Below are 12,411 nucleotides of genomic sequence, written 5' to 3' on the forward strand. Positions count from 1 at the left end.
ATCGAACCGATTGGGCGGGCGAGCGGATGGCTCAGCCCGAGTGGACAGGCGCAGGATGCGACGCGCGGCCGCCCTGCGGGTGCAGAACAAAACGGCAAGGCCCCGACCCCATCGAGGCGCAGGAGATTTCCTCCACCTTGCAATCGGGCCAGACAAGCGTGGAGAACAGCCGTTGAAACACCGCCGCGTGCCAATGGCAGGCGGGGTGCTCGGCGCTTTCCGCGCGCAGCGGGTTACCGTCGATACGGAACGTGAGGGGCTTGCACCCCTCAACCTGAAACTGGCCAGAGCCAACAAAGGTCCAGGCATGTTTGGTGATGGCTTTGGCTAGAACCTTCGCCCCAAGGGAGGCAGGCAAGAACTTGATGATCTTTTGCGCAAAGCCGGGAATGCGATTGGCCAAAATATAATCCCCAGTGGCAAGCCCCGAGAGCCATAAAAGACCCTCGGAGGCTTCCCCCTGGTCCACCCGCAGCGCCTGGTGCACGGCATGGCATTGGGATTCTGGAAGCATTCCGCTGTCTGCCGGGGGGACGGGCACCCCGGCAAGTTTCATGATCCGGTCGCGCTCGGACCGGCCAAGGTGGCGGTCGAGCACGGCGATGGTTTGCAAGATCGCATTCGGCCCGATACGGGGCTCGTCCTGCGCGTCAAGCGGCGCCGCGCTCATGACCTTACCCCCTTATTCCGCGGCGTCGACCATCTGGGCCTTGCCACCACCGCAAGCCATCGGCGCCGTGGTTTCCCCGGCGTGTTCGGCCGAACGGGCTTCGTGGGTTTCAGGCGACAGGTCGAATTCGTCCTCGGCGCCTTCCGGCAACACGAAGTTCGCATTGCTGCGTTCGCCCGCCCGCTCTTTCATTTGCGCGCGCACCGCCTCTTGGCGTTCTTTGTGCTTGCGCGAACGTTCGGCAGCAGCTTCCCAGTCGGCAACCTGCGCATCGGCGATCTGACGGGTATCGTCAAATTTCCAATCCACCTTGTCTTTCGACTGCGGGCCCCAATAGCCAGCTTTGCCAAGGTCATAGAAGGTGCGGCCCACACCGGCTTTCAAGAATGCCTTGAGGCAGCCCAGAAGATACCGACGGCGGAAGCCCGTGCCGCGCCACGGATAGTGGAACAGCGCCTTCTTGATGTAGAAGCGGCGGTAGTTGTTCATCACACCGTCAAGCAGCTCACCGCGGGTCAGCGCTTTGGGCTTCATGATCGGCGTCACAAAGTTGTATTTCGAGAAGTCGAAGACCTCGACCTGATCGCGCAGTTCTTGGAACAGCGGCGTGAACGGCCAAGGCGTATACATCGACCAGTTCGCAAGGTCCGGCTGCCAATCCCACGCCATTTGGTAGGTTTCTTCCAGCGTTTCCTTGGTCTCGTTGTCCAGACCAACGATGAACTGCGCTTCGGTGAAGATATCGGCTTCACGCAGCAGACGGATCGCTTCTTTGTTCTCGGCGACCGTGGTCTCTTTGTTGAACATGTCGAGCTTGAGCTGGGCCGCAGCCTCGGTGCCAAGCGAAATGTGCACAAGACCCGCTTCACGATAGAACTTCAGCAAATCGCGGTCGCGGTAGATGTCGGTCACGCGGGTGTTGATGCCCCACTTGATTTTGTGGTTCAGACCGCGGTCGATCATCTCTTGGCAGAATTCGACGAATTTCTTCTTGTTGATCGTCGGTTCTTCGTCAGCAAGGATGAAGAAGCCCACGCCGTGGTTTTCGACCAGATCTTCGATCTCATCGACCACCGCTTTGGGCGAGCGGACGCGATAGTCGCGCCAGAATTTCCATTGCGAGCAGAACGAGCAGGTGAACGGACAGCCGCGCGCCATGTTCGGGATCGCGACTTTCACGTTCAGCGGGATGTAAATGTAGTGATCCCACTCAATCAGCGACCAGTCCGGCTTCAGGCTGTCGATGTCTTTGACAGTCGGCGCCGCTTGAGTGGCAACGATCTCTTCGCCTTCGGTGTAGGCAAGGCCCTTGATCGCCTTTCGGTCTTCCGGCCAACGGCCCTCGTCCACGCATTGCGCGACTTCGACCATGATCTCTTCGCCTTCACCGCGCACGATCGCGTCAATCCACGGCGCTTCCGACAGCACCTGGCGGAACATGAAGGTCGCGTGCACACCGCCCAGAAGGCCAACGCAATTCGGCGCAGCTTCTTTGGCGATCTTCAGCGTTTCTTCCGCCTCGTAGATCGAGGGGGTAATCGCGGTAACGCCGACGATATCGGGCTGCAATTCGGCAATCCGACGGCGCAGTTCGTCATGCGAGACGTTCATCGTCATCGCATCGATGAAGTGAATATCATCGTAGCCGAATTTTTTCAGGTGACCGGCGAGGTAAGGAACCCAAGAAGGGGGCCAGTTCCCCGCGATCTCGGCACCGCCGGAGTGGTAATTGGGGTGGACGAAAAGGATACGCATGGCTGACCCTCCAGGGCGTAGGTGTAAACCTCAGTTGACAACAATCCCAACCATATTAATTGGCACAGGTCAAATGCAGAAAATTGCCGCACCTGTGAAGCAGACCCACCACACACAGCGCAAGATGCTGATTATTATGACAATTGCAAAACAGGCTTGTGGCGGAACGCCCGCCTGCGACGGGGTGGCGCAGCCTTCCAGCGGCCGCCAGATTGCCAAACCTGACACTCCCGCTGCGCTTTCAAGGGGGGCAAACTGCGACAAACCGTCTAGCAAAATTGGCAAAAGGTGAATCACGCGCTAGGAATTTCGCGCGCAAACTCACCCGCCCATGCCATGGGAGAAAAACGACTCGGCCTGTCGCTTCTACGACTCAGTCGACTTCTTTGCTCAGAAGCCCGAATTTGCGCAGCTTCACATAAAGCGACTGCCGCGACAGGCTCAGAAGCTCGGCCGCCGCCACCCGGTTGTTGCCGGTCAGCTCAAGCGCCGTCTCGATGCACATCTTTTCGATGATCTCGGTTGTCTCGGCGACGATGTCGCGCAAGGTCGCGTAGCCGACCATCTGCATCACATTGCGCAGCCCTTCGTTGCCCGCCACGCCGGGCAAAATACGGGTCGCATCGGCCAGGTTGGAATCGCGGATCACGAGCGCAATCGTCGGGCTGGCGCGTTCCGCAAAAAGCGTGGCCGAAAGCTCAACCGAGACTTGGCCCGAGAAATCGGTATTCAGCCGCGTCACGTAATGGCGCAAATGGCCAATACGCTTGACGTTATCGAGCATGACATTGAGGTCGATCGAGCCACGCGACAAGAAATCGGCAAAGGACCGCCCCTGCACCATCGCAGCAGAGCCCGCATCGGTAAGGTAAAGGAACGCATCATTGGCTGCGCGGATCGTGCCATCGGCTTCCAAAAACACCATCGCGTCGATGCTTTTGTGGAAGAGCCGCTCAGAAAGCTCCGACATGTCATCGGCTTTCGGACGCATGGCTTCGGGCTGGCCCAAACGGCACAGCAACAAACGATCCCCCGCCGCGCGGAACAGCGTCGCCGACACCGCCACTTTGCGCTTGGAGCGCCGAATCGTCAGATCGAGCGAGTTTTGCAGATCGCTGCCCGCCAACTTGGCCAAGGCGTCGATAAACTCGCCCTTCCGGCGCCCCTCAAGCTCATTGGCCACCGGGGCGTCAATCAATTCGCCCCGCGTCGCACCAATCAGCGTTGTGGCGGAGCCGTTAAGATCGACAATGCGGCCCGTCGACATAGACACGATCAAAAGCGCAGAGGGGTTCGCTTCCATCAACACCCGATAGCGGGTTTCAAGCTCGCGTTGGGCCTCATAATCGCGCTCAAGCGCAAGCTGCGCCTTCACAAGCTGCTGCTGAACTTCCGCGATCGGGCGCATGTCGCGCCCAATCATCAAAAGCGTTCCGTCTTCATCCGTGCGCGTTAGCGTATACCGGATTGGGAAATGGATCGCGTCGCATACATGGGTGAGTTCCAGCACCATCGGGCGATGCAACTCAACCTCGGCTTCCATACGGCGTTGGAGCTTTTGTAGGCTTTCCGGCCCGAACAATTCCGAAAGCGGCTTGCCCTGCCATTGGGCAAAGCGGTCACTGGGGCCAAGCTGAGGATTGGTGAGGACGAGATCGACAATACCTTCCGGTGCAACGACCAGCGCGATATCGCAGGCCGAAGTGACGATGTCCGCGAGCAAAGCGGGAGGAACCCTTAGCAAGGCCTCCCGTCGCATCAAGAAGCTTCCATCAGATGTCACGGCCGGAACCTTTCTTAAACCCGTGCCTCTTCTTTCAGCCTTCCCCCGTCGTTCTCGACCCCCGAACCGTTTTCAGTCACGCCAGCGCAAACTCGGAAATAACCACGGACAAGTCGTTGGTCACCAGATCGGCGCCGGTCTTGGCGAGAGCTTCCGCGCGTTGGGCGACGATAGCGCCACCAATTGCAACCCGCATCCGCCCTTTCGTCAGGCTGGAAAGGGTTTTCACCAGTTTCGCGGAGATTTCAACCCTCTCCATACTTCCGACAGTAATCAATGCCGCATCAAAGCGGTTCGTCGCCATCAAACGGGACAAATCACTCAACCCCGGAGCAAAAAGCATCCGCACCGAGATCCCCCGGCGGCGAAGCCCCATCGCCACCACCAAAGAGCCAAGCGTGTGCTGCTCTCCAGGCGGAACGATCAAAAGCACCGTCGAGGTGTTCGACGGATCAGAGACATCCGCCGTCACATCCGCTTGCAGCGCGTGCAGAAGTTCCTGCAAACGCGCGATGCCAACCGTCACTTGGGCAAAGCCAATCTGATCGGCTTCCCAAGCCGTCCCGATATTTCGGGCGGCGGCTGGCACATAAAGGGAGGCAATATCTTCCGGGGCGACAAATGCCGCCCGGAATTCATCGAGACACAGGTCCATAGCTCCAAGCTCAGGCCCTGTGGCAAGCTCGACCAACCTGTTGACAAGCGCGGTCCGCAGCTCTCCCACTCCATTTCGACGGCGCGCCGCAAGACGCCCCATCGCTTCAAGAGCAAGCCCAACGAACCCATCTAGGCCGTTGCCATGCTCGACTTCAAAACTGACATCCCGCATCAGAGTCCCCGAAACCCGTACGTTCGCGAGACGGTCTTCCCTACCACCCGCGAGCGGAACATTGAACAGGGGTCTTTCCCCCGCGCATCATTCGACACCAACACTCCCCCTATGTCCATCGAAATTGACAAGCTGCGACACCATCACACGCCCGATATCGAGCGCACGTGACGACCATCACTGACAGCCCCTTCCAGAATACGGAAAAACCTAGCAGCACAGGGCTTTGCGACCCTTCGCCGCAGGCAATTAAGCTGCGTCGGAAGGCGTCATTTCCCCGTCACATCCCGATGCATCACAATAGCACCCACCGCAGTAGCGGCGTTTGGGCGCGGAGTCAGAGTGTAAGTTTTCGTTGACACTTCGGAGCCACTGCCTAACCTGACAGCTACTGCGCGCCCACGAAGAAAGGCTGGCTGCCACTATGCCACACACTCCCCGACATTCGTCGTCTAAAGGCCTGTACACGCCCGAAGAACGTGCGCGGCGTGACGCCTCCCCCTGGACCATTGTGCAAGGGATTCTTGCGCCGCTCCAGTTCCTCGCTTTCGCCGTTTCTTTGGTGCTGGTGATGCGTTTCTTGCTCACCGGCAGCGGCTATGAAGCCGCCACAATATCTATCCTTATCAAAACCTTACTTCTTTACACGATCATGGTCACCGGGGCTATTTGGGAAAAGGTTGTCTTCGGGCAATACCTGTTCGCACCCGCGTTCTTTTGGGAGGATGTCTTCTCCTTCGGCGTGATCGCTCTGCACACCGCCTATCTCTGGGCGCTGTTCACAAATCAAAGCGATGCGCTGCAAATGTACATCGCGCTGGCCGCTTACGGCACATATGTCATCAATGCCGGACAGTTCCTGTGGAAACTGCGTCAGGCACGCCTGCAATCGGCAAGTGAGTCGGCCTCCGACGCCTCTGCCCCCCTCACGATGGAACGGGGGACGCCATGAGCCTCGATTCGCCGACCATGGGCTGCACCGAATCTCCGGTGCTGCGCGAACGTGGCCAGAAGGCCGTTTTCTGTGGCTTGACCGGGATCGTCTGGTTGCACCGCAAGATGCAGGACGCCTTCTTCTTAGTGGTGGGCTCGCGCACCTGCGCGCACTTACTGCAAGCCGCCGCAGGCGTGATGATCTTTGCCGAACCGCGCTTCGGCACCGCCGTGCTGGAAGAGCAAGACCTTGCAGGCCTTGCCGATGCCAACGCGGAATTGGACCGCGAAGTCGCGCGCCTGTTGGAGCGCCGCCCTGACATTCGCCAATTGTTCCTTGTGGGCTCCTGCCCCTCGGAAGTGATCAAGCTTGACCTTGAACGCGCGGCGGAGCGGCTCAACACCCGCCACGCGCCGCATGTGCGGGTTTATTCCTATTCCGGTTCCGGACTAGATACGACCTTCACCCAAGGCGAAGACGCTTGCCTTGCCGCGATGGTGCCAACGCTTGCCGCCTCCGACGAAGAAGAACTGATCGTCGTTGGCGCCCTGCCCGATGTGGTCGAAGATCAATGCGCCTCGCTTCTGTCGCAACTGGGCGTTGGCCCGGTGCGGATGCTGCCCGCGCGGCGCAAAGATGCGGCCCCCACCGTCGGGCCGAACACGCGCTTTATTCTCGCCCAGCCTTTCTTGGGCGATACGGCCGCCGCGCTGGAACGCCGTGGTGCGAAACGGATCGCGGCCCCCTTCCCCTTTGGCGAAGAAGGCACGACCGCGTGGCTCAAAGCCGTCGCCGACATTTATGGCGTCAGCGCCGAGAAGTTTGAGGAAGTAACCGCTGCGCCGCGTGCCCGTGCCAAGAAAGCACTTGCCGCGCATAAAGGCACGCTGGAGGGCAAATCGCTCTTCCTCTTCCCCGATAGCCAGCTGGAAATTCCGCTCGCACGGTTCCTGGCGCGCGAATGCGGCATGGTCCCAACCGAGGTGGGCACGCCGTTCCTGCACCGCGCGATCATGGCGCCTGAGCTTGAGATGCTGCCTTCGACCGCGCAGTTGAGCGAAGGCCAAGATCTTGAAGCCCAGCTTGACCGGCACGAGGCGATCAACCCCGACATCACCGTTTGCGGGCTTGGCCTTGCCAACCCGCTGGAGGCGAAGGGCCATACCACCAAGTGGGCGATCGAACTCGTCTTCACGCCGATCCATTTCTACGAACAGGCGGGCGATCTGGCCGGACTGTTCTCGCGCCCGCTGCGCCGTCGCGCGCTTCTGGCCGGGGGGACCACCGCATGAAACTGACGCTGTGGACATATGAAGGCCCGCCGCATGTCGGCGCGATGCGCGTTGCCACCTCGATGAAGGACATGCATCTTGTCCTGCACGGGCCGCAAGGCGACACCTATGCCGATCTGCTTTTTACAATGATCGAGCGGCGCAATGCCCGCCCGCCGGTGGCCTTTTCTACCTTCCAAGCCGCGGATATGGGCGCCGATACTGGGCTTTTGCTCAAGGAAACGATCCAGAAAACGCATGAGCGGTTCAAACCGCAGGCGATGGCCGTCGCGCTGACATGCACGGCTGAGTTGCTGCAAGACGACCCTGAAGGGATCGCCCGCGCATTGGCGCTGCCGGTTCCTGTGGTGCCGCTCGAGTTGCCCTCGTACTCGCGCAAAGAAAACTTCGGCGCGGATGAGACCTTCCGCGCCTTGGTGCGCGCACTTGCCAAGCCGATGGAGCGCACGGCTGAAATCAGCTGCAACATCCTTGGCGCCACGGCCCTTGGCTTCCGCCACCGCGATGACGTGGTTGAGGTGACGAAGCTTTTGGAAGGCATGGGCGTGAAGGTCAATGTCGTGGCCCCGATGGGCGCCACCCCCGATGACCTGCGCAAACTGGGCCAAGCCCATTTCAACGTGCTGCTTTACCCCGAAACCGGGGAAAGCGCCGCGCGGCATTTGGAGCGCACCTGCAAACAGCCCTACACCAAAGTGGTGCCGATGGGCGTGGGCGCGACCCGCGATTTTCTGGCCGAGGTCAGCAAACTCACCGGCCTGCCCGTGCAAGCCGATGAAAGCACCCTGCGTCAACCGTGGTGGAGCGCCTCGGTCGACTCGACTTACCTCACCGGCAAGCGGGTTTTCCTGTTTGGCGACGGCACTCATGTGATCGCCGCGGCACGGATCGCCGCAAAGGAAGTGGGTTTCGAGGTTGTCGGCATGGGCTGCTATAACCGCGAAATGGCCCGCGCCCTGCGCGCTGCCGCCGCGGACTATGGCGTCGAGCCGCTGATCACCGATGACTATCTGGAAGTCGAACAAGCGATCGAGGCCGCCGCGCCGGAATTGATCCTTGGCACGCAGATGGAGCGCAACATCGGCAAGAAGCTGGGCATCCCCTGCGCGGTGATCTCGGCCCCGGTCCATGTCCAAGACTTCCCGGCCCGCTACGCCCCGGTGATGGGCTTTGAGGGCGCGAACGTTCTTTTTGATAGCTGGATCCATCCGCTCGTCATGGGGCTCGAAGAGCACCTTCTGACGATGTTCCGCGAAGACTTTGAATTCCACGACGCGGCTGGTGCCAGCCATCATGGCGGCAAGCACGTCGAGCGGGCTGAAGCGCCCGAACCGGCTGCGCAAGCGGCCCCCCAAACGCAAGTCGACACCCCGGCCGTGCCGGTAGTCGAACCCTCGGGCGAAATTCGTTGGATGCCCGAAGCTGAGCGCGAGCTGAAGAAAATCCCGTTCTTTGTGCGGGGCAAAGCGAAGCGCAACACCGAACTTTTTGCCGCGCACAAAGGCGTGCGCGACATCACCGTTGAAACTCTCTACGAGGCCAAGGCCCACTATGCACGATGAGTCGATGAGCGGAACCCTGCCGCTGCCGCCGCACCGTCCGGGCGGCTATAACGTCGTGATCGTTACTCTGGACGCGCATGCCGCGGGTCCGGCCGCGCGGGCGCTCCCGCGTTTGCAACACGACTTCCCCGATTTGCACATTACCGTGCATGCCGCTGCTGAATGGGCAGAAAATCCGGCCAAGCTCGCTGCTGCCAAAACGGCTGTGCTGGAAGCCAATATCATTGTGGCGAACCTGCTCTTTATAGATGAGCATCTCCAATCGATCCTGCCCGAGATGACCGCTGTGCGCGATCGTCTGGATGCCTTTGTCGGCATGGTCGCCGATCCACAGATCGTGCGCCTGACGAAGATGGGCGATCTGGATATGACCAAGCCCGCCTCGGGGCCGATGGCGCTTTTGAAAAAGCTGCGCGGCAAAAACGAGCCGGGTGGCGGGTCTGCCGAAAAGCAGATGTCGATGCTGCGCCGCATCCCGAAGATGCTCAAGTTCATTCCGGGCAAAGCGCAAGACCTGCGCGCCTGGTTCATTTGCATGCAGTATTGGCTCGGCGGCTCGGAAGACAACATCGAGTCGATGGTGCGCTACCTTGTCAGCCGCTATTCCGACAATGTCGATTGGCGTGGCGTGAAAGTGGCCGCCCCGGTCGATTACCCGGAGGTTGGTCTTTACCACCCGGATATGGCGGGCCGCATCACCACCGATCCCGCCAAGCTGCCGCAACCTGCAAACCCGGTCGCCACGATCGGCGTTCTGATGCTGCGCAGCTACATTTTGGCCAATGATACCGCACATTACGATGCGGTGATCCGAGGGCTGCAATCCAAGGGTCTTGCCGTTCTGCCCGCCTTTGCCGGTGGGCTTGATGGTCGCCCCGCGATTGACGAATTCCTCAAGGGCAAGGTCGATACGCTGCTGTCGCTCTCGGGCTTCTCGCTGGTGGGGGGCCCCGCCTATAACGACAGCGATGCTGCGGTGAATGCGCTCAAGGAACTGGATGTGCCCTATGTGACGGCGCAACCGCTGGAGTTCCAAACGCTTGGGCAGTGGCGCGCCTCGGGTGGCGGGCTTGGCCCGGTGGAAACCACCATGCTGATTGCGCTGCCTGAGATTGATGGGGCCACGAACCCGACCGTCTTTGGCGGCCGCCATGACCCGGCGGGCTGCGCCACCTGTGCGCGCGGCTGCAAACCCGACCCGGAAGCCGAAAGCCATGCCATGGCCGCCTGCCCCGAACGGGTGGAAACGCTGGTCGACAAAGTGCTGCGTCTGGCGAAACTGCGCCGCTCCGAAGTGGCGAAGCGTAAGGTGGGCATCGTGCTTTACGGCTTCCCGCCGAATGCGGGCGCGGCAGGCACGGCAGCTTATCTCGCCGTGTTCGAGAGCCTCTTCAACATGCTCCATGCGATGAAGGCCGAAGGCTACCAAATGGGCGAGTTGCCCGCCTCGGTCGATGAGCTTCGCGCCGCCGTTCTGTGCGGCCCGGAAGCCACGCATGGCCAACCCGCGCAAATCGCGGCCCGCCTCCCGGCGGCTGAAGTTGTCGCCCGCACGAAATGGCTCAAAGACATCGAAGCCGTTTGGGGCGCCGCCCCCGGCAAACACCAAACCGATGGTCGCGACCTCTTCGTTTTGGGGCGGCATTTTGGCAATGTCTTCGTTGGGCTCCAGCCGGTCTTTGGCTATGAAGGCGACCCGATGCGCTTGCTCTTTGAAAAGGGCTTCGCACCGACCCATGCCTTTGCCGCCTTCTACCGCTGGCTGCGCGAAGATTTCGAGGCCGATACGCTTCTCCACTTCGGGATGCACGGCGCGCTTGAGTTCATGCCCGGCAAACAAGCGGGCATGTGTGAGGAATGCTGGCCGGATCGGATGATTGGCAACCTGCCGAACGTCTATCTTTATGCCGCCAACAACCCCTCGGAAGCGACTTTGGCGAAGCGCCGCTCCAATGCGGTGATCGTGTCCCACCTGACGCCGCCCTTGGCGCAATCGGGCCTCTACAAAGGCCTGAGCGAGCTGAAGGAAAGCCTTGGCCGCCTTCGCGCGCTGCCGCCCGAGTCGCCCGAAGCGGAAGATCTGGCCGAGCTCGTGCGCGAGCAGGCCAAGGGCGTCGACATGGATGCCTCTGACCTTTCGACGCTTTGGGAAAAGCTGCTTGAGACCGAAGGCGCGCTGATCACCGAAGGCCTGCACGTTCTGGGCAAGCCGATGACGGCGGAGCACCGGGCCGAAATGCTCGATCTGATGCCAGAAAATGCCGACCGCGAACGCGCCGACAAATTCTTGCAAGAAGAGCATGAGATCAAAGCTCTGCTGCGCGCGCTTGGCGGGCGCTACATCGAGCCGGTGCCGGGGGGCGACCTTGTGCGCGCGCCGGAAATCCTGCCGACGGGGCGCAACATCCACGCCTTCGACCCGTTCCGGATGCCCACCGCCTTTGCGCTGCGCGATGGTGCGGCACAAGCGGCCCGGCTTTTGGCCACGCACCCGACGCTTCCGCGTTCGGTCGCGCTGGTGCTTTGGGGCTCGGATAACATCAAATCCGATGGCGGGCCGATCTCTCAGGCGCTCGCGCTGATGGGAGCACGGCCGCGGTTTGACACTTATGGTCGTTTGGCCGGTGCCGAGCTTATTCCGCTTTCGGAATTGGGCCGTCCGCGCATTGACGTGGTGATGACGCTTTCGGGCATCTTCCGCGACCTGCTGCCGCTGCAAACCAAGCTTCTGGCCGAAGCCGCCTATCTTTGCGCTTCGGCGGAAGATGAGCCGCTCGCCCAGAACTTCATCCGCGCCCATGTGCTGGCCACGATGCAAGACACGGGGATGGACTTCGACACCGCTTCGCTGCGCGTTTTCTCGAATGCCGAAGGGGCTTACGGGTCGAACGTCAACACGATGGTCGGCTCGGCAGGTTTTGGCGATGAAGACGAACTCGCCGATGCTTACGAGGCGCGCAAGTCCTTCGCCTATGGCCGCGATGGCAAGTCCACCAAACAGGTGAACCTGCTGCAAAACGTGCTCGGCAAGGTCGATCTGGCCTATCAAAACCTCGAATCCGTGGAACTGGGTGTCACCACCGTGGACCACTATTTCGACACGTTGGGCGGCATCGCCCGCGCCACAAAGCGCGCGCAGGGTGGCAAGGATACGGCGGTCTATATCGGCGACCAAACCCGCGGTGCGGGCACGGTGCGCACGCTCCAAGACCAAGTGGCCTTGGAAACCCGCGCCCGTTCGCTCAACCCGAAGTTCTACGAAGGCCTGCTCAAACACGGTGCCGAAGGCGTGCGCCAGATCGAAGCGCAGGTGACCAACACGCTTGGCTGGTCGGCAACGACCGGACAGGTCGATCCGTGGGTCTATCAACGGCTTTCGGAAACCTTCGTGCTTGATGACGAGATGCGCAAGCGTCTTGCTGATCTGAACTCTGCCGCATCGAGCCGGATGGCGCAGCGGCTGTTGGAGGCCTCGGACCGCAACTACTGGCAACCCGATCCCGAAACCCTCGCCGCGCTGCAAGCTGCTGCCGACGAGTTGGAAGACCGGATGGAAGGCGTGGCGGCCGAGTGACATGGAAGACTA

The 12,411-nt window shown here is 60.9% G+C and carries 9 protein-coding genes; 5 read left to right on the forward strand and 4 right to left on the reverse strand.

Annotated features, from left to right (window positions below):
* Positions 1-31: 31 nt before the first annotated feature.
* A complete protein-coding gene (gene bchJ, locus CRO18_RS01195; RefSeq protein WP_097080773.1) occupies positions 32-670 on the reverse strand; it encodes a bacteriochlorophyll 4-vinyl reductase in 639 nt (212 codons plus the stop codon).
* A gap of 12 nt (positions 671-682) precedes the next feature.
* The gene (gene bchE / locus CRO18_RS01200) at positions 683-2,425 is read right to left on the reverse strand and encodes a magnesium-protoporphyrin IX monomethyl ester anaerobic oxidative cyclase (RefSeq protein ID WP_097080774.1); all 1,743 of its coding nucleotides are present in this window, start codon (positions 2,423-2,425) and stop codon (positions 683-685) included.
* Positions 2,426-2,498: 73 nt separating this feature from the next.
* Between bchE and CRO18_RS18745 the strand changes: the two genes are divergently transcribed.
* Positions 2,499-2,717: a hypothetical protein gene (locus CRO18_RS18745; RefSeq protein ID WP_170952516.1), complete on the forward strand. Its 219-nt coding sequence runs from the start codon at positions 2,499-2,501 to the stop codon at positions 2,715-2,717.
* 81 nt (positions 2,718-2,798) lie between these two features.
* Here the strand turns inward: CRO18_RS18745 and ppsR are convergent, their stop codons facing one another.
* Positions 2,799-4,148 (reverse strand): transcriptional regulator PpsR, encoded by a 1,350-nt coding sequence (ppsR, locus tag CRO18_RS01205; RefSeq protein ID WP_249275965.1) that lies wholly within the window; start codon positions 4,146-4,148, stop codon positions 2,799-2,801.
* 136 nt (positions 4,149-4,284) lie between these two features.
* Positions 4,285-5,037, reverse strand: a complete 753-nt coding sequence (locus CRO18_RS01210) for a B12-binding domain-containing protein (protein ID WP_076484839.1) — start codon at positions 5,035-5,037, stop codon at positions 4,285-4,287.
* A 424-nt stretch (positions 5,038-5,461) separates the two neighbouring features.
* On the opposite strand from CRO18_RS01210, the gene bchF reads away from it, so the two are divergent.
* Genes bchF through CRO18_RS01230 form a run of 4 tightly spaced genes read left to right on the forward strand, consistent with a single transcriptional unit; the run spans position 5,462 to position 12,399 of the window.
* On the forward strand, positions 5,462-5,989 hold the full coding sequence (gene bchF / locus CRO18_RS01215) for a 2-vinyl bacteriochlorophyllide hydratase (RefSeq protein WP_097080776.1): 528 nt from the start codon (positions 5,462-5,464) through the stop codon (positions 5,987-5,989).
* Positions 5,986-7,263, forward strand: coding sequence for a ferredoxin:protochlorophyllide reductase (ATP-dependent) subunit N (locus CRO18_RS01220; protein WP_076484841.1), 1,278 nt, complete (start codon positions 5,986-5,988; stop codon positions 7,261-7,263). The genes bchF and CRO18_RS01220 overlap by 4 nt, the downstream gene beginning before the upstream one ends.
* On the forward strand, positions 7,260-8,825 hold the full coding sequence (gene bchB, locus CRO18_RS01225; protein ID WP_076484842.1) for a ferredoxin:protochlorophyllide reductase (ATP-dependent) subunit B: 1,566 nt from the start codon (positions 7,260-7,262) through the stop codon (positions 8,823-8,825). Before CRO18_RS01220 ends, bchB begins: the two co-directional genes overlap by 4 nt.
* Before the next feature lie 4 nt (positions 8,826-8,829).
* On the forward strand, positions 8,830-12,399 hold the full coding sequence (locus CRO18_RS01230; RefSeq protein ID WP_097081089.1) for a magnesium chelatase subunit H: 3,570 nt from the start codon (positions 8,830-8,832) through the stop codon (positions 12,397-12,399).
* Positions 12,400-12,411: the final 12 nt, after the last annotated feature.

This window comes from Rhodobacter sp. JA431, from assembly GCF_900217725.1.
GTDB lineage: Bacteria > Pseudomonadota > Alphaproteobacteria > Rhodobacterales > Rhodobacteraceae > Rhodobacter > Rhodobacter aestuarii.

Coding starts and splice junctions, on each gene's coding strand:
- bchJ (WP_097080773.1), bottom strand. CDS start 670: ATGAGCGCGGCGCCGCTTGACGCGCAGGACGAGCCCCGTATCGGGCCG.
- bchE (WP_097080774.1), bottom strand. CDS start 2,425: ATGCGTATCCTTTTCGTCCACCCCAATTACCACTCCGGCGGTGCCGAG.
- CRO18_RS18745 (WP_170952516.1), top strand. CDS start 2,499: ATGCAGAAAATTGCCGCACCTGTGAAGCAGACCCACCACACACAGCGC.
- CRO18_RS01210 (WP_076484839.1), bottom strand. CDS start 5,037: ATGCGGGATGTCAGTTTTGAAGTCGAGCATGGCAACGGCCTAGATGGG.
- bchF (WP_097080776.1), top strand. CDS start 5,462: ATGCCACACACTCCCCGACATTCGTCGTCTAAAGGCCTGTACACGCCC.
- CRO18_RS01220 (WP_076484841.1), top strand. CDS start 5,986: ATGAGCCTCGATTCGCCGACCATGGGCTGCACCGAATCTCCGGTGCTG.
- bchB (WP_076484842.1), top strand. CDS start 7,260: ATGAAACTGACGCTGTGGACATATGAAGGCCCGCCGCATGTCGGCGCG.
- CRO18_RS01230 (WP_097081089.1), top strand. CDS start 8,830: ATGAGCGGAACCCTGCCGCTGCCGCCGCACCGTCCGGGCGGCTATAAC.